We start from the raw sequence: 16,335 nt of genomic DNA, 5'->3' as shown, positions 1-16,335 counted from the left end.
CATGGCGGCAGGGGGTCAGGGCGTCTCCTGCCCTGATCCCCGCGCCCGGGCCATAGGGGCCGCAACGGTCCTGACCCCGTCGCATGTCAGACCCTGTTACAGCGCAGCGCTTGCCACGTAGCGGACCAGCTGAGGCATGGTGCAGATCTGGTCCACCGGGACATCCAGCGTGGTCTTGTCGGCCGTTTCGCAGCCCGTGACCATGGCATCGAAGGCATCACCCTGCCCGTCGTCCAGATAGCCCTGCAGCAATGCCCCCAGGATCGTTTCGGCGACGATCAGCCCGCCGACATCCCCCAGATGGGCGCTGCCTGCATGGGCGCCGGCCTCCAGCAGGATATAAAGCCACAGCGGCGCCTGCAGGTTCAGCCGTTCCGCCGCAGGCGCATCGGGAACGACCTCGGGATACTGACTGCGGATGGCCTGCGGCCACAGCTGGTCCTGCGTCAGGGCCGGTCCCATGACCCCGCCATAGATCTGATACAGCGCCAGATAGGCCTGCGGCCCCGAGGGCAGACCGAAATCAATACCCCGACGTATGTTGCGTTCACCCAGGGCGATGGGCGCATCGGCAATGGCAGGCGGCGGCAACCGGTAGAGCGAAGCCGGCAAGCCACCGTCCAGCGGCCGTCCATCCACCACCAGACCATCCCCGAAGTCGAAGAAATAGGACCAGTCCACCTGGTTCTGGCCCGGCACGATCGGCGTATTGCCCCGCAGATCCCTGGGCATCGCGGCGGGCATTGCTGCCCCCGTAAAGAACAGGGGCACGGGACCACTGCCGGCATTCAGCTGGTAATGATCGCGCAGCTGGCTGTGCCCCAGCCGGAACACCGCATGGGCAAATTCCACCGGCATCGGATAGACCACCTTGTCAAAGTCATATCCCTCCTTGACGACCTGCGCCCGGACCCGGCGCCGCATTCCGCTGTAAAGCGCAGTGCCCTTCCGCAACGCCGCCAGCACGGCCGCAAGATGGCTGTCCTGGACCAGCCGAGGCAGGTAATCGCACAGGACGATGCGATGGTAGGCCGCCACCACCTGCCTGCGCACGTTCAGGAAGGCCGGCGACAGGAAGGGCGCCGAACCGCCAAGCTGGGCTTTCACCAGCGCATTGTGCAGATGCTCGAACAGCAGGTGGATCTGCACCACCAGCTGGTTCTCGTCATTGCGGGGGTCCGCGATGCAGCGCACGCCGTTTTTCCGGTCGATATCGGCCTTGTCGTCAGACATCCGAAAGGTGCCATCCGCCTCGAACAGATTGGCATTCGTGGCGCCTTCCAGCCCATAGACCGAATCCAGATCCAGCAGGCCATAGCGCCCGTTGCGGCAGGTCGGCGCCACGCCATCCCCCGGCACCGCATGGCGCCGCCCGATCGTCGCGGTATTGGGCAGCTGGGCCAGATCGTCCTGAAGGACCACCAGCTCGGTCAGGTCGTGGTCGATGAACTGGCCCAGAAACGTGTAGCCGCTGGGCAGCGCAGGTTTCACCGCGGCCAGGTTGGCAACGTCCGGCCTTTCATGCATCGGCCCGAACACCCCGGCCAGCAACGCCACTTCGTGGCTGCCGTAGACGTGATTGGCCGCGGGCATCAGCCGCGCGAAGGGAAAACGCCAGGCTTCTTCCTTGTGGAACGCCCCGTCCTCGGTGTGAATCCATCCGTGATGTGACATGTCAATCCTCCCCAATTCCCATAATCGACTCTTTGATGCGACAAGCGACGCATGAGACAGGATTGAGACCGCCCGGAAAACAGGGCGAGTCATTTTCCAAAATACCACCCTGGCATGCATTTTCCCGATGCAATCCCGGGCAATCACGGCTGTCTGTTCCGGTCTCTTGTGCGCATGGGGAACGCCGACCATATCTGGGCCATGCTGAAGCTGACGCCCCTCCTCCTGGCCCTTGCCTATGCCCTTGTCGCCTGGCGCTTCTCGGCCTGGCGCCTGAAGGCCGAGCTGGACCGCCGCGCGCGCCCGCTGGAGGAACCGGGGATGGACCGGCTGATCGCACGGCTGGCGCGCGCCCTCGACCTGCCCGCGATCCAGGTCCACCTCTACGACATCCCCGCCATCAACGGCCTGGCGGCCCCCGACGGGCGGATCTTCCTGACCCGTGGTTTCCTTGAGGCCTACCACGCCGGCCGCGTCACCGGCGAAGAGCTCGCCTCGGTCATCGCCCATGAACTGGGCCATGTCGCCCTGGGCCATTCCCGGCGCCGGATGATCGATTTCTCGGGGCAAAACGCACTAAGGATGGGGATCACGATGGTGCTGGGGCGGCTGGTGCCGGGACTGGGACCGCTGATCGCCAATGGCCTTACCTCGCTTCTGGCGGCCCGGCTGTCGCGGCGCGACGAATACGAGGCCGACGCCTATGCCGCAGCCCTGCTGACCAAGGCCGGGATCGGCACCGCGCCGCAGATGCGGCTTTTGCAGAAACTCGAAACCCTCACCGGCAGCGGCGGGTCCGGCACACCCGCCTGGCTGCTCAGCCACCCCCGCACTAAGGACCGCGTGACGGCCATCGCCCGGCTGGATGCCGGCTGGCAGGACCGGTCCCGAAAGGATGCGCCATGAAATACTCTCTCCTCGATCTCGCCCCCGTTCCCGAAGGCTCTGACGTGGGCCAGTCGATCGCCAATTCCGTGCGCCTGGCGCAGGCGGCCGAGGGCCTCGGCTATCACCGCTACTGGCTGGCCGAACACCACAACATGCCCGGCATCGCCTCTTCGGCGACCTCGATCATGATCGGCCATATCGCGGCGGCGACGCGGACCATGCGCGTGGGCTCGGGCGGGATCATGCTGCCGAACCATTCGCCGCTGGTGATCGCGGAACAGTTCGGCACGCTGGCCACGCTCTATCCGAACCGCATCGACCTGGGCCTCGGCCGCGCCCCCGGTACCGATCAGGGCACCATGCGGGCGCTGCGCCGCAACCACATGGCGGCGGAAAACTTTCCCCAGGACGTGGGCGAACTGATCGCGCTGCTCGATGACCCCTCCGAGGGCCAGACCCTGCACGCCATCCCCGGCGAGGGCACCAAGGTCCCGGTCTGGATCCTCGGCTCCTCGCTCTTCGGCGCGCAGCTTGCCGCCCAGGCCGGGCTGCCCTATGCCTTCGCCTCGCATTTCGCCCCCGACGCGCTGGCCCAGGCGGCCGAGGTCTACCGCCGCACCTTCCGCCCCTCACGCTTCCTCGACGCGCCGCATTTCATGATGGCGATGAACGTCTTCGCCGCCGAGACCGAGGCCGAGGCGCTGCGCCTCAAATCCTCGCAGCAGCTGCAGTTCGTGGCCCTGCGCACCGGGCGTCCCGGCAAGCTGCCCCGCCCCGTCGACCGGATCGAGGATCACGTCCCCGCCGCCATGCTGTCGCAGGTCAACCGCGCCTTCACGGTCTCGGCCACCGGCACGCCCGACACGATTCCGGCGCAGATCAAGACGCTGCTCGACACCTACCAGCCGGACGAGGTGATGATCGGCGGCAACATGCACGATCCCGACGCGCGCATCCGCTCGATCACCTATGCGGCCGAAGCGCTGCGCGCCCTCGGCGCCGAAAGCAGCCCTCGGGCGCTGGCCGCCCGCTAGCGCCGCGGTTCTTTCATCTGACCGAAAGTACTCCCGCCGGAGGCACCGGCCCGCAAGGGCCGGTTCCCTTCCCGAAAAAGCGCCCCCGCCCGCAAAGCTCGGTTCCCTTCCCCGTGCAAGGCACGCCTAAGGGCCGACCCTTCCCCCGCAAACCCCACCCCAACGGCAGGTCACGGGCCCGCGCATCCGGCAGCCCCCCAGCATCGGGCTCGGCCTTCCGCCCCGCGACGCCCTCTCAGACGACCCCCGCGGCCTCCAGCGCCTTGCCCAGACGCGGCAGCCGCGCCTTGCGCATCAGCGAGCGGATCGTCCAGTCGGCCCCCGACAGCGTCCGCGCCTGCGCCAGCACGCGGCTTCCGACCTCGCCCATCGCCTCGGGGGATCCGGCGGCAAAGCCCGCCAGCAACCCGTCGGGATCGGCGCGCGACAGGCCTTCCTCGGCCAGCACGTGACGCGGGAAATCCTTCGCATTGACCGTCACGATGACATCGCACGACGATCCGACCGCCAGCGCCAGCACATGCAGGTCATTGTCGTCGGGCAGCCACAGCCGCCGCTCCAGCCCCTGCGGCACGGCACGCTCGGCGCCCGGCCAGGCGGCGCGCAGCAGCGCCACCTCGGCGCGCGCCTGCGCCTCGCCCGCGGGGCCCAGCTTGATCGCCGCCCGCGCCCATTCCTCCAGGATGCGGGCAGACCAGACGGGCTCGAACAGGCCCGCCTCGGCCGCGCCCATCAGCATCTCGCGCATCACCGTGGGATAGAGGACGCAGGCGTCCAGAACCGCCCTCATAGCCGGAAGAACAGCGCCTTCAGATAGCCGCTCTCGGCCAGCTGGGGATGCATCGGGTGATCGGGCCCGGCAAAACCGGTGTGGATCAGCGCATAGTCACGCCCCGTCCCCGCCAGCCCGCGGCCGATGCCCCGGATCGAGGCCTGACGGAACTTTGCCAGCTCTGCCGCATGGGAACAGGAACACAGGCCCAGATAGCCGCCCTCCGCGACCAGCGGTGCGGCCAGCCGCGCGATGCGCTCATAGGCGCGCAGACCGGCCTCCAGCGCCTGCTTGTTCGGGGCAAAGGCGGGCGGGTCGCAGATCACCACGTCGAACCGCGCGCCTTCAGCGGCCAGCGCCTCCAGCGTGTCGAAGGCATCGCCCTGGCGGGTGGTGAAACGATCCGCCGCCCCCATGGCCGCGGCGCCCCCAGAGGCCAGCTCCAGCGCCGGGGCCGAGCCGTCGACCGCCAGCGCCGAGACCGCGCCCCCCGCCAGCGCCGCCAGGCCGAAGCCGCCGACATGGCTGAAGACATCAAGCACCCGTGCGCCCTGCGACAGCCCCGCCGCAAAGGCGTGGTTCGGCCGCTGGTCGTAGAAGAGGCCGGTCTTCTGGCCCCCCGTCAGATCCGCCATGTAGGTGGCGCCGTTCATCTGCACCGGCACCGGCGCATCGGGCGCCGCGCCCAGCAGCACGCCCGACACGTCGTCCAGGCCTTCCAGCCCGCGCGCGCGCCCCGAGGCGTTCTTGAGGATATTGGCGACGCCCGTCACCTCGGCCAGAGCGGCGGCAAGCGGCTCCAGCAGCGCTTCGGCCCAGGCGGCGTTGGGCTGGATCACGCAGGTGTCGCCGAAACGGTCGATGATCACGCCGGGCAGACCGTCGGCCTCGGCATGGACCAGCCGGTAGAAGGGCGCGGGATAGATCCGCTCGCGCATCCGCAGCGCCCGTGACAGGCGTTTGGCGAACCAGGCCTGATCGGGCACGCCCGCCCCCGCCACATCCAGCACCCGGCCGATGATCCGGCTTTCGGGGTTCAGCGCGACGGTCGCGATGGGGGTGCGCTCCTCGTCCTGCAGCTGGGCGATGGTGCCCGGCGGCAGGGCCTTGGTGCGGCGGTCGGTGACCGCTTCATTGGCAAAGACCCACGGATGCCCGTGCCGGATCCGGCGGGCATCGGTCTTGGGTTTCAGGCGGAGGACGGGAAGATCGGGGGTGCTCATGTGCCTTCCATTACACGCGCCCGGCCGCGCCGGGAAGACGGGATCTGCGTGCCACAGCGAAACCGCACCCGCAGCGCCCCTGCGCACACGTGCCCGGTGGGCACGGGGCCTCGGGCACGGGTCGCGCCCGCTCTGGTCCTGTGCGCACTGGTCTCTCGGGCATGGATCCTTCGGGCGCTCGTCGCACCCGCACTTGTCACACCCGCACGGGCCCCGGCTGTCGGGGCGGCATCCGACATGGCCCTGCCATGGCCCCGGCCCTGACCGGATCCGGCAATGGCGGCCCCGACCCTCCCGGCCCCGCCCTTGCCGCCATTCGGATCCTCTCAGGTCAGATCTTCTGCAGCGGCGCCGCCAGTTCCGGCGGCGGCGGCAGCGGCGGCGGATGCGGCAGCGGGCACAGCCCCAGCACATCCAGCCCCATCACGTCGACCAGCCGCCGGGTGATGCGGTATTTCTGCGTCTCGCCCCGGCTTTCGGCCGCCTGCGCCTCGGCCCCGCCATAGGCGTCGATCTGGGTGCGCACCTCGTAGGGCGGCACCAGGATCGCGCCGGTCTTCGGATCGCTCAGCGTCACCCAGAAATGGATCGTGTGCCAGCCCCCGGTCAGCCGCCGCGCCCGGTTCGAGAGCGCATGGAAATAGCTGACCTGCAGCGTCACCACCGCGGGCGTGCCCCCGTTCGAACGCGCAAAGGCCTCTTTCGCGGCATCCGACATGATCCGGTAGACCTGTTCATGCCGGTCGCCGGGCGGATCGCCGTGCCAGACGATCTGGGCGTCGGGATAATAGCCATCGGCTTCGGTCGCCTTCAGCGCACGCGGCACGCGGACGACGATCCCCTTGACATCGTACCGACTTATGGCCGCAGATGACGTCTTCGTGCACTGCGACAGGTCGAGTTTCTGGTTATCGTTTATTTCTCCGAGCCCCGCACAGCCGGCCAAGGCCAATGCTGCCAGCAGGGAAAGGCCCATTTTCAACAGGTCCATCGCATTTCCTCCCCATGCGACCTGAAGTAGTATCGCGGGATCATCTTTCGCGTGGCAAGAGAATATTGCGCCTTCACGGGCCTGCGCTTGCCGCATCAAGACCGTTTTTGTCAGACCCGTTGCATCACGGGGCTGGCAAGATCGCCCTGTTAGCGCTAAACCGCGCGGAGCGAGATTGTAGCTGAGACCAGCTCCGAAGCCAGATTGGAGGCCTCGACATGTCCCTGAACCAGACCCTTTCCGACGTGACCGACAAGATCATCGAGCGGTCCCACAAGGGCCGAGAGGCCTATCTGGCCCGTGTCGGCGCGGCTGCGGCCGCCGGCCCCGTGCGGGCCCACCTGACCTGCGGCAACCAGGCCCATGCCTATGCCGGGATGCCCGCCGACCAGGACGCGCTGGCCAAGGGCCGGGCGCCGAACATCGGCATCGTGACCGCCTACAACGACATGCTGTCGGCGCACCAGCCCTATGAACGCTACCCCGAGCTGATCCGCGCCGCCGTCCGCAAGAAGGGCGCCACGGCACAGGTCGCGGGCGGGGTTCCGGCGATGTGCGATGGCGTGACCCAGGGCCAGCCCGGGATGGAGCTGTCGCTGTTCTCGCGCGATGTGATCGCCATGGCGGCGGGCATCGCGCTGTCGCACAACTGCTTTGACGCGGCGCTCTACATGGGGGTCTGCGACAAGATCGTCCCCGGTCTGGTGATGGCGGCGGCGACCTTCGGCCATATCCCGGCGGTGTTCCTGCCCGCAGGGCCCATGCCCTCGGGCCTGCCGAACGACCAGAAGGCCAAGGTGCGCCAGCAATATGCCGCAGGCGAAGTCGGCCGCGACAAGCTGATGGAGGCCGAGATGGCCTCGTATCACTCGCCCGGCACCTGCACCTTCTACGGCACCGCCAACACCAACCAGATGCTGATGGAGTTCATGGGCCTGCACCTGCCGGGTTCGTCCTTCGTCAACCCCAACACGCCGCTGCGCGACGCGCTGACCATCGCGGGCACCGAACGGGCACTGGAAATCACCGCGCTTGGCAATGACTACCGCCCCGCAGGCGAGATCCTGGACGAGAAAGCCTTCGTCAACGGCATCGTCGGGCTGATGGCCACCGGTGGCTCGACCAACCTGGTGCTGCACATGCCCGCCATGGCGCGTGCCGCGGGCATCATCCTCGACCCTGAGGATTTCGACGCGATCTCCTCGGTCACGCCGCTTCTGGCAAAGGTCTATCCGAACGGGCTGGCGGACGTGAACCACTTCCACGCGGCGGGCGGCCTTGGCTACCTGATCGACCAGCTGCTGAACGCGGGCCTCTTGCATCCCGACACCAAGACCGTCGCCGGTGACGGGCTGGAACGCTACACCCACGAGCCCAAGCTGAAGGACGGCCGCGTCGTCTACGAGGCCGGCGCCCGCGAAAGCCTGAACGACAAGATCGTGCGCCCCGCCAGCGATCCGTTCCAGAAGACCGGCGGCCTGAAAAGCCTGACCGGCCCGCTGGGCAACGCCATCATGAAGGTCTCGGCCGTCAAGCCCGAGCATCACGTGGTCGAGGCCCCGGTGCGCATCTTCCATGACCAGCATGACGTGAAAGAGGCCTTCAAGAAGGGCGAATTCACCTCGGACACCATCGTCGTCGTGCGCTTCCAGGGGCCGAAGGCCAACGGGATGCCGGAACTGCATTCGCTGACGCCCACCCTGTCGGTGCTGCTGGACCGCGGGCTGAAGGTGGCGCTGCTGACCGACGGGCGCATGTCGGGCGCCTCCGGCAAGGTGCCCGCCGCCATCCACCTGTCGCCCGAGGCGGCAGATGGCGGCTGGATCGCGCGCCTGCAGGATGGCGACGTGGTGCGCATCGACGCCGTTACCGGTACGATCACCACCGAGGCCGATCTGGCGTCCCGCACCCCGGTCACGCCCGACCTCTCGGCCAACAGCTTCGGCATCGGCCGCGAACTGTTCGAGACCTTCCGCCGCAACGCCTCGCCCGCGCGCGAAGGCGCCTCCAACGTCGTCTAACCGGAGAAACCGATGATCACCGCAGAATACGCCTCGCAGCAGGCCCTGAAGATTGCCAACCTGGCGCCCGTGATCCCGGTGCTGGTGGTGCATGACGCCGCCATCGCCCGCCCCCTGGCCGAGGCGCTGGTCGCCGGTGGCCTGCCCGCGCTGGAAGTGACCCTGCGCACCCCCGCGGCGCTCGACGTGATCCGCGAGATGGCGCAGGTCGAGGGCGGCGTGGTCGGCGCGGGCTCGATCCTGACGCCGGAGATGGTGTCCCAGGTCGTCGATGCGGGCGCGAAATTCGGCGTCTCGCCGGGCTCCACCGACAAGGTGCTGGACGCGGCCGAAGCGGCCGACCTGCCGATGCTGCCCGGCGCCGCCACCGCCTCGGAAGTGATGAAGCTGCTGGAACGCGGCTACACCATGCAAAAGTTCTTCCCCGCCGAGATCGCCGGTGGTGCCGCCGCCATCAAGGCCATTGGTGCGCCCATTCCCGGTGTCACCTTCTGCCCGACCGGCGGCGTCAGCCCGAAGAACGCCATGGACTACCTGTCGCTGAAGAACATCGTCTGCGTCGGCGGCTCCTGGGTCTGCCCGCAGTCCCTCATTGACGCGAAGGACTGGAAAGGCATCGAGGAACTGGCCCGCGAGGCCTCGCAACTCGGCAAGTAAGCCCCTGTTCCATCAGGCGAAAGGGCGCCCCTGCGGCGCCCTTTGTGCTGCCTGCGTCCCAGATGCCCGTTGACGCCGTGCGGGCGCCGACGCAGGCTCTGGCCATGCAAGACGCGCTCTCGATCACCCGCCTGCCCCGTCCCTACGACCCCGATCTGGGGGCCGTGGCCCTGTCGCACCTGCCGGGCCTCTCTGGCGATCCGGCCCGGCTGATCACCGGCACCGCCGGCTGTTCGCCCTACCTTGCCGGGCTGATCGCCCGCGAGGCCGACTGGCTGATGACCTCGGGCGCGCTGGAAACTCCGCTTGCGGCCTTCTCGGCCGAGGCCGCCCGGCTGGCCACCATCCCCCCCGACCAGATGGCAACCGAACTGCGCCGCGCCAAGCGCCGCCTGGCGCTGCTGATCGCGCTGTGTGACCTGTCGGGCGCCTGGCCGCTGGAACAGGTGACGGGCGCGCTGACCGATTTCGGCGATCTGGCCGCGGGCCTTGCCCTGCGCGCCGCCCTGCATGCCGAGATCCGCCGCAAGAAGCTGCCCGGCATGACCGAGGACGACCTGCAGACCGGCTGCGGCATGGTGCTGCTGGCAATGGGCAAGATGGGCGCGCACGAGCTGAACTATTCCTCGGACATCGACCTGATCGCGCTTTACGACGAACACCGCTTTGAGGACGTGCAGGAGGCCCGCCCCGCCCTGATCCGCGCCACCCGCAAGATGGCGGCGATGCTGTCGGACATCACCGGCGACGGCTATGTCTTCCGCACCGACCTGCGGCTGCGGCCCGACCCTTCGGTCACCCCGGTCTGTGTCGGCATGGCGGCGGCGGAACGCTATTACGAAAGCCTCGGGCGCACATGGGAGCGCGCCGCCTATATCAAGGCCCGTCCCGCGGCGGGCGATCTGGCGGCGGGGGCTGCCTTCCTGGACGAGCTGCGCCCCTTCGTCTGGCGCCGCCACCTGGATTACGCCGCCATCCAGGACGCCCATGCGGTGCGCCTTGCCATCCGCGAGAACAAGGGCTTTTTCGGCCCCTTGGTGCTGGCGGGGCACGACATGAAGCTGGGCCGCGGCGGCATCCGGGAAATCGAGTTCTTCGCCCAGTTCCACCAGCTGATCGCCGGCGGGCGTGATCCGTCGCTGCGGATCCGCCAGACGGTTCCGGCGCTGCAGCGGCTGGCCGAACAGGGCTGGATCCCGGCCGGGACCGCCGATGTGCTGTCGCGCCACTACCGCGCCCACCGCGAGGTCGAGCACCGCATCCAGATGCTGAACGACGCCCAGACCCATGCCCTGCCCGCAGGCCCCGAGGGGCTGGGGCGGCTGGCCGCGCTGATGGGGCTGGACGAGGCGCAGCTGGCCGCCGACATCACCGCCCGCCTCGAAGAGGTCCACGATGTCACCGAGGCCTTCTTTGCCCCCGAGAACGGCGGTGCCGAACCCGCCCCGCATATCGAGTTCGACGAGGAAATCGTCAGCCGCTGGCGCAGCTATCCGGCGCTGTCGTCGGGGCGGGCGCGGGAAATCTTTGCCCGGCTCAGGCCGCAGCTGCTGGATGCGCTGGCGCGCGCCGCGAAACCCGAAGAGGCGCTGCAGGCCTTCGACGGCTTCCTGCGCGGCCTGCCTGCGGGCGTGCAGCTGTTCGCGCTGTTCGAGGCCAACCCCCATCTGATCGACCTGCTGGGCGACATCGTGGGGACCTCGCATGATCTGGCGATGTATCTCAGCCGCAATTCCGGGGTCTTCGACGCGGTGATCGGCGGGCGCTTCTTTTCCGACTGGCCGGGCCTCGACAGCCTGAGGGAAGAGCTGCGCGCGGTCATCGCCCAGGAAGCCGATTACGAGGCCCAGCTGGATGCCGCGCGGCGCTGGCAGAAGGAATGGCATTTCCGCATCGGCGTGCATCACCTGCGCGGGCTGGTCGCCCCGCCCGAGGCGGGCCGCGAATATGCCCAGCTGGCCGAGGCCGTGGTCAGCGCCCTGTGGCCCACGGTGCAGGCCAATTTCGCCGCCCGCCACGGTGCCCCCCCGGGGCGCGGCGCGGTGGTGATCGGCATGGGATCCATGGGGGCGGGACGGCTGAATGCGCGCTCGGACCTGGATCTGATCGTGATCTACGATCCTGCCGGGGCCGAGGCGTCGGATGGCCCCCGCCCGCTGCCCGCGCGCAGCTATTACGCCCGGCTGACCCAGGCGCTGGTGACGGCGCTGTCGGCGCCGACCGCCGAGGGTCGCCTCTACGAGGTCGACATGCGGCTGCGCCCCTCGGGCAACCAGGGGCCGGTGGCGACCTCGCTTGCGGCCTACCGGGATTACCAGGAAGGCCATGCCTGGACCTGGGAACATCTGGCGCTGACGCGGGCGCGGGTGATCGCGGGGCCGGTCGATCTGGCGCAGGATGTGATGGCCTTCCGCAACACGCTGCTGACCCGCGGCCGCCCTGCCCCCCCGGTGCTGCGCGACGTGGCCGAGATGCGCGCCCGCATCGCCGCCGCGCGCGGCCCGGCCTCGGTCTGGGACGTCAAGGTGGGCCCCGGCCGCAACCAGGAGATCGAGCTGCTGGCGCAATCAGGCGGCCTGATCGCCGGCGACCCGGAGGGCTGGGTGGGCGACGGGCTGCGGCTGGCGGTCAGTTCGGGCTGGATGCAGCCTGCCGAATGCGAGGCCCTGACCGCCACCTACCGGCTGCTTTGGTCGGTGGGCCAGGTCGGCAAGCTGCTGAGCGACCGGACGCTGGATCCCGACACCATCGGCGAGGGCGGGCGGGCGCTGCTCTTGCGCGATGCCGGGGAACAGAGCATTGAGGGCCTCCGGACCCGGCTTGAGACAGCCACCGCCACGGCGGCCGGGATCATCGACACGATCCTCGGGCGCGAAGCGGCACCGCAGGACAGCGAAGGAGCATCCCCATGAAAGGCGACAAGGCAGACCCCAAGGCACTGATCGCAGAAGCCTACCGGATCGAGGGCATCACCGATGCGGAATGCCGCTCGATCCTGATGGACTGGGCGCTGAGCCTGCCCGAGGAGCAGTCGCAGGCGGCGGCGCTGAAGGTGCTGCTGCAGCGCCATGGCGATCCGGCGCCCGACCATCCGATGACGCCGCTGCTGCTGGAGGGGCTGGGACATGCCGAATCCACCGGCCGGCGCGGTGGATGGCGCGGCCGGCGCGCCTGAACGCGCCTTTCGGGGCCCTCTCGGGGTCCTGATCCGGCTGTAGGACCGGAATCGCTGGATTCCGGCACAAAATGCCCCAAATTGGCGTGAAGCCATTGATGTATGCAGCATTGTAACGATAAGAGGCCCGCACCCCGATCCCCGGGGGCGGCCACAACCGGAGGGATTTCGTGTTCTCGCGCTTCCTGAATGATTTCGTGGCGCCTTTGATGCGCCGTCCGGCCCGCTACCAGGTGGCGGCGCTGTGCTATCGCATGACCGCGGGCCAACCCGAAATTCTGATGATCACCTCGCGCGATACCGGGCGCTGGATCCTGCCCAAGGGCTGGCCCAAGTCGGGGCGTTCCGGTGGCGGCACGGCGGTCGAGGAAGCCTGGGAAGAGGCCGGGGTGAAACCCGCGCCGCGCGATCCGCTGAAGATCGGCCGCTACCGCTATCACAAGCGGCTGACCGGGGGCCTTCCGGTGGTGACGGACGTCGACGTCTATGCCATCGAGGTGCTGCGTCTCTTCGACGACTTCCCCGAGAAGGACGAGCGCCAGCGGCACTGGAAATCGCCCCTCGAAGCCGCCGAACTGGTGGCCGAGGCCGACCTCAAGACATTGCTGCGTCAGCTGCCTGCGCTGCCGTCCACCCCGGACGCGCCGCTTCGACAGGACGACGCGCCCAACAAAGGCTGACCCGCCCAAAAGGCGGCCGGACAGGACAGCATGAGCAACGATGACAACGCCTTCGAGTGGAACACGCTCGACCGCGACCTGAACCGTTTTTCGCGGCTCGAGGCCGCTTCCATGTATGCCTCGCGCCCGCTGGTGGGTGTCGGGCTGTCGATGATCTTTGTCGCGCTCGCGGCGCTGGCGGCGGGCCTGCTGACCGGCGGCCACAACCCGGGCGATCTGGTGGTGATCGTCGCCGCCGCCTTCGGCGCCTATATGGCGCTGAACATCGGCGCCAATGATGTCGCCAACAACATGGGCCCCGCCGTGGGCGCCAATGCGCTGTCGATGCTGGGCGCCATCGCCATCGCCGCTGTCGCGGAAACTGCGGGCGCGCTGCTGGCGGGGGGCGACGTGGTGTCGACCATCTCGAAGGGGATCGTCGATCCGGCCAGCCTGGGGTCATCGCAGACCTTCGTCTGGGCGATGATGTCGGCGCTGCTGTCGGCGGCGATCTGGGTCAACCTGGCCACCTGGATCGGCGCGCCGGTCTCGACCACGCATTCGGTGGTGGGCGGCGTGATGGGCGCGGGCATCACCGCGGCGGGCCTTGGCGCCGTCAGCTGGTCCACCATGGGCGCGATCGCCGCCAGCTGGGTGATTTCGCCCCTGCTGGGCGGCATCATCGCGGCCGGGATGCTGGCCTTCATCAAGTGGCGCATCCTTTACGTCGAGGACAAGATCGCCGCCGCCCGCACCTGGGTGCCGGTGCTGATCGGCATCATGTCCGCCGCCTTCGCCGCCTATATCGCGATGAAGGGGCTGAACCACCTGGTCAAGATCACCCTGCCCGACGCGATGCTGATCGGCGCCTTCTCGGGGATCCTGCTGGGCGGGCTGTCGGTGCCGCTGATCCGCGCCCAGTCGCAGGGGCTGGAAAACCGCAACCGCTCGCTCAAGGTGATGTTCCGCCTGCCGCTGGTGATCTCGGCTGCGCTGCTGTCGTTCGCCCATGGCGCCAATGACGTCGCCAATGCCGTCGGGCCGCTGGCCGCCGTCGTCTATGCCCAGAAGACCGCCGCCACCGCATCGCAGGTGGAAATCCCCCTTTGGGTGATGGTGATCGGGGCGGTCGGGATCTCTCTGGGGCTGGCGGTCTTCGGGCCCAAGCTGATCGGCATGGTCGGCAACCAGATCACCAAGCTGAACCCGATGCGCGCCTATTGCGTGGCGCTGGCGGCCGCGCTGACGGTGATCGTGGCCTCGGCGCTTGGGCTTCCTGTCAGCTCGACCCATATCGCGGTGGGCGGCGTCTTTGGCGTCGGCTTCTACCGCGAATGGTATGTCGAACGCCGGGCCCGCAAGCTGGCGCTGGAACGGCCGCGCACGACCCTGCCGACCGAGGAACGCAAGCGCCGCAAACTGGTGCGCCGCTCGCATTTCATGACCATCATCGCCGCCTGGGTGATCACCGTTCCGGCCGCCGCCGCCCTGTCGGCCGCCTGCTTCTGGGTGCTGTCGCTCTTCGGCGCCTGAGGTCTTTTCCTCTCTCCTGCCCTCTGGCAGGCTCTGGCCGACATGGCAGGAGAGAGCACATGAGCAAGAGCCTGAAACGGGTCGCCCGCGCGCTGGAAGACGCGGGCGTGCCCGCCGATCTGCAGGAGGTGGGCGAGGCCCGCACCGCCCAGCAGGCCGCCGACGTGGTCGGCTGCGATCTGGACCAGATCGCCAAATCCATCATCTTTCGCGGCGAGGCCTCGGGGCAAGCGATCCTGTTCATCACCGCGGGCGGCAACCGCGTCGATGACGCCAAGGCCTCCGAGGTCGCCGGAGAGGCCCTTGGCAAGGCCGATGCGGCGCTGATCCGCGCCCAGACCGGCTTTGCCATCGGGGGCGTGTCGCCGGTGGGCCATCTGAACCCGATCCGCGCCTTCCTGGATCCCCGCCTGCTGGAGTTCCCCCGGATCTGGGCCGCCGGCGGCACGCCGCGGCACCTCTTCGGCATCGACCCGGCCGAGCTTCCCCGTATTACCGGCGCGCAACCTGCTGATTTCACGTCCTGAATTAAAATAATGTAAATATACTTCACATCCCCTCTTGCGAGAGCGCCCCGCCGTGCCGATCTAGGCAATGTGAAAAGCATTCACATCGTCACCACACGGAGAGAGAAATGACTTCCGCCACCGCATACGACACCGCCGACCGCCCGCTGCGCGAGCGGTCGTGGCTCGGCAAGACGGAGGACTGGATGGACAGCAGGGGCAAATGGGCCTGGATGACCGCGATGGTCATGGGCTTTGTCTTCTTCTGGCCGGCCGGCCTCGCACTTCTCTTCTACATGATCTGGGGGAAAAAGATGTTCGGATCCAATTGCCGCCGCCGCATGGAGGGCCGTGGGCCCGCCGCCTACCGCGCCGGTTACGCCGCGATGAAACCCAGCGGCAACACGGCCTTCGACAGCTACAAGCAGGACACCCTGCGCCGCCTGGAAGAGGAACAGCACGCCTTCGAAAGCTTCCTGGACCGCCTGCGCGCCGCCAAGGACAAGGCCGAGTTCGACCAGTTCATGGATGAACGCGCCCGCAAGGCCGCAGCCGAAAGCCGCGAGGAGGCCTGAGCCCCCGCCCGGACGGCCCCCTCGGGGGCCGTTTCCGATCCGCCCTGCCCTTCCGGAGCCCGACCGATGTACCGTCCCGACCCCGACTATCGCGACTTTGATGACCGCCCTCTGGGCCCGCCGCCCAGCTGGACCGCGGGCGTGGCGCCGCGGCGTGCCCTGGCCTGGGGCTTTGACGCGGTGATCACGCTGATCCTGTCGATGATGATCCTGCCCTTCACCGCCTTCACCGGCATCTTCTTTTTCCCGGCGCTGCTGCTGGGGGTGGGGTTCTTCTACCGGATGCTGACCATTGGCATGGGATCAGCCACCTGGGGGATGCGGCTGATGGGGATCGAGCTGCGCACCCTCAACGGTTCCCGGCTGAGCGGCGAGCAGGCGGTGCTGCACACGCTGGGCTACACGATCTGCTGGGCAGTGCCGGTGCTGCAGGTGATTTCGGTCATCATGATGGCGGCGACGCCCTTCGGACAGGGTCTGAGCGACCAGATTCTGGGGACCACGGCCGTGAACCGGCGCCTGCGCTGATCCGTACCGTCCACGGGGCTTGGCGATGAGGGAATCGCGCGCTATCGTCGGGGCAAGCGCGGCATCCGCCGTCCCAATGTCCCCATCCCGTAACGGTTG

15 protein-coding genes are annotated in these 16,335 nt (G+C 68.5%); 11 read left to right on the top strand and 4 right to left on the bottom strand.

Going from position 1 to position 16,335, the window contains the following annotated elements:
* Nucleotides 1–96 precede the first annotated feature (96 nt).
* Nucleotides 97–1,674, bottom strand: a complete 1,578-nt coding sequence (locus AC2ITM_RS06740) for a peroxidase family protein (protein WP_486469055.1) — start codon at nt 1,672–1,674, stop codon at nt 97–99.
* A gap of 201 nt (nt 1,675–1,875) precedes the next feature.
* On the opposite strand from AC2ITM_RS06740, the gene AC2ITM_RS06735 reads away from it, so the two are divergent.
* Both AC2ITM_RS06735 and AC2ITM_RS06730 read left to right on the top strand, forming a co-directional pair.
* Nucleotides 1,876–2,580 carry a M48 family metalloprotease gene (locus tag AC2ITM_RS06735; protein WP_486469401.1) on the top strand — a complete coding sequence of 235 codons (705 nt, stop codon included), beginning with the start codon at nt 1,876–1,878 and terminating at the stop codon, nt 2,578–2,580.
* Nucleotides 2,577–3,596, top strand: a complete 1,020-nt coding sequence (locus AC2ITM_RS06730) for an LLM class flavin-dependent oxidoreductase (protein ID WP_486469054.1) — start codon at nt 2,577–2,579, stop codon at nt 3,594–3,596. Before AC2ITM_RS06735 ends, AC2ITM_RS06730 begins: the two co-directional genes overlap by 4 nt.
* A 235-nt stretch (nt 3,597–3,831) precedes the next feature.
* Here AC2ITM_RS06730 and AC2ITM_RS06725 read toward each other — a convergent pair whose 3' ends face one another.
* The 3 genes from AC2ITM_RS06725 to AC2ITM_RS06715 form a co-directional block, all read right to left on the bottom strand.
* Nucleotides 3,832–4,386, bottom strand: coding sequence for an RSP_2648 family PIN domain-containing protein (locus AC2ITM_RS06725; protein ID WP_486469053.1), 555 nt, complete (start codon nt 4,384–4,386; stop codon nt 3,832–3,834).
* Entirely contained in the window at nt 4,383–5,591 is a 1,209-nt protein-coding gene (locus AC2ITM_RS06720) for an RSP_2647 family RNA methyltransferase (protein WP_486469052.1), read from the bottom strand. Before AC2ITM_RS06720 ends, AC2ITM_RS06725 begins: the two co-directional genes overlap by 4 nt.
* Before the next feature lie 331 nt (nt 5,592–5,922).
* Nucleotides 5,923–6,582: a DUF6778 family protein gene (locus tag AC2ITM_RS06715; RefSeq protein WP_486469051.1), complete on the bottom strand. Its 660-nt coding sequence runs from the start codon at nt 6,580–6,582 to the stop codon at nt 5,923–5,925.
* A 218-nt stretch (nt 6,583–6,800) separates the two neighbouring features.
* On the opposite strand from AC2ITM_RS06715, the gene edd reads away from it, so the two are divergent.
* The 9 genes from edd (at nt 6,801) to AC2ITM_RS06670 (ending at nt 16,236) form a co-directional block, all read left to right on the top strand.
* Complete coding sequence (edd, locus tag AC2ITM_RS06710; RefSeq protein ID WP_486469050.1) at nt 6,801–8,603, top strand: phosphogluconate dehydratase; 1,803 nt, start codon at nt 6,801–6,803, stop codon at nt 8,601–8,603.
* 12 nt (nt 8,604–8,615) lie between these two features.
* A complete protein-coding gene (eda, locus tag AC2ITM_RS06705; protein ID WP_486469049.1) occupies nt 8,616–9,260 on the top strand; it encodes a bifunctional 4-hydroxy-2-oxoglutarate aldolase/2-dehydro-3-deoxy-phosphogluconate aldolase in 645 nt (214 codons plus the stop codon).
* Between the two features lie 104 nt (nt 9,261–9,364).
* Nucleotides 9,365–12,172, top strand: coding sequence for a [protein-PII] uridylyltransferase family protein (locus AC2ITM_RS06700; RefSeq protein WP_486469048.1), 2,808 nt, complete (start codon nt 9,365–9,367; stop codon nt 12,170–12,172).
* Complete coding sequence (locus tag AC2ITM_RS06695) at nt 12,169–12,435, top strand: hypothetical protein (protein ID WP_486469047.1); 267 nt, start codon at nt 12,169–12,171, stop codon at nt 12,433–12,435. Before AC2ITM_RS06700 ends, AC2ITM_RS06695 begins: the two co-directional genes overlap by 4 nt.
* A 170-nt stretch (nt 12,436–12,605) precedes the next feature.
* Nucleotides 12,606–13,115 (top strand): NUDIX hydrolase, encoded by a 510-nt coding sequence (locus AC2ITM_RS06690; RefSeq protein WP_486469046.1) that lies wholly within the window; start codon nt 12,606–12,608, stop codon nt 13,113–13,115.
* A gap of 30 nt (nt 13,116–13,145) precedes the next feature.
* Nucleotides 13,146–14,627, top strand: a complete 1,482-nt coding sequence (locus AC2ITM_RS06685) for an inorganic phosphate transporter (RefSeq protein WP_486469045.1) — start codon at nt 13,146–13,148, stop codon at nt 14,625–14,627.
* Between the two features lie 59 nt (nt 14,628–14,686).
* Nucleotides 14,687–15,154: a YbaK/EbsC family protein gene (locus AC2ITM_RS06680; protein ID WP_486469044.1), complete on the top strand. Its 468-nt coding sequence runs from the start codon at nt 14,687–14,689 to the stop codon at nt 15,152–15,154.
* A gap of 107 nt (nt 15,155–15,261) precedes the next feature.
* Nucleotides 15,262–15,708, top strand: a complete 447-nt coding sequence (locus AC2ITM_RS06675) for a DUF2852 domain-containing protein (RefSeq protein ID WP_486469043.1) — start codon at nt 15,262–15,264, stop codon at nt 15,706–15,708.
* Between the two features lie 66 nt (nt 15,709–15,774).
* Nucleotides 15,775–16,236 carry an RDD family protein gene (locus AC2ITM_RS06670; protein ID WP_486469042.1) on the top strand — a complete coding sequence of 154 codons (462 nt, stop codon included), beginning with the start codon at nt 15,775–15,777 and terminating at the stop codon, nt 16,234–16,236.
* Nucleotides 16,237–16,335 lie beyond the last annotated feature (99 nt).

It is taken from the genome of Pseudooceanicola sp. NS-SX9 (assembly GCF_057380705.1).
The sequence above is the reverse complement of the archived record's forward strand: the minus strand, read 5'-3'. Positions and strand labels throughout refer to the sequence as shown.

What these genes read in the sequence shown, in the direction of transcription:
- AC2ITM_RS06740 (WP_486469055.1), bottom strand. Translation starts at nt 1,674, where the DNA reads ATGTCACATCACGGATGGATTCACACCGAGGACGGGGCGTTCCACAAG.
- AC2ITM_RS06735 (WP_486469401.1), top strand. Translation starts at nt 1,876, where the DNA reads ATGCTGAAGCTGACGCCCCTCCTCCTGGCCCTTGCCTATGCCCTTGTC.
- AC2ITM_RS06730 (WP_486469054.1), top strand. Translation starts at nt 2,577, where the DNA reads ATGAAATACTCTCTCCTCGATCTCGCCCCCGTTCCCGAAGGCTCTGAC.
- AC2ITM_RS06725 (WP_486469053.1), bottom strand. Translation starts at nt 4,386, where the DNA reads ATGAGGGCGGTTCTGGACGCCTGCGTCCTCTATCCCACGGTGATGCGC.
- AC2ITM_RS06720 (WP_486469052.1), bottom strand. Translation starts at nt 5,591, where the DNA reads ATGAGCACCCCCGATCTTCCCGTCCTCCGCCTGAAACCCAAGACCGAT.
- AC2ITM_RS06715 (WP_486469051.1), bottom strand. Translation starts at nt 6,582, where the DNA reads ATGGACCTGTTGAAAATGGGCCTTTCCCTGCTGGCAGCATTGGCCTTG.
- edd (WP_486469050.1), top strand. Translation starts at nt 6,801, where the DNA reads ATGTCCCTGAACCAGACCCTTTCCGACGTGACCGACAAGATCATCGAG.
- eda (WP_486469049.1), top strand. Translation starts at nt 8,616, where the DNA reads ATGATCACCGCAGAATACGCCTCGCAGCAGGCCCTGAAGATTGCCAAC.
- AC2ITM_RS06700 (WP_486469048.1), top strand. Translation starts at nt 9,365, where the DNA reads ATGCAAGACGCGCTCTCGATCACCCGCCTGCCCCGTCCCTACGACCCC.
- AC2ITM_RS06695 (WP_486469047.1), top strand. Translation starts at nt 12,169, where the DNA reads ATGAAAGGCGACAAGGCAGACCCCAAGGCACTGATCGCAGAAGCCTAC.
- AC2ITM_RS06685 (WP_486469045.1), top strand. Translation starts at nt 13,146, where the DNA reads ATGAGCAACGATGACAACGCCTTCGAGTGGAACACGCTCGACCGCGAC.
- AC2ITM_RS06680 (WP_486469044.1), top strand. Translation starts at nt 14,687, where the DNA reads ATGAGCAAGAGCCTGAAACGGGTCGCCCGCGCGCTGGAAGACGCGGGC.
- AC2ITM_RS06675 (WP_486469043.1), top strand. Translation starts at nt 15,262, where the DNA reads ATGACTTCCGCCACCGCATACGACACCGCCGACCGCCCGCTGCGCGAG.
- AC2ITM_RS06670 (WP_486469042.1), top strand. Translation starts at nt 15,775, where the DNA reads ATGTACCGTCCCGACCCCGACTATCGCGACTTTGATGACCGCCCTCTG.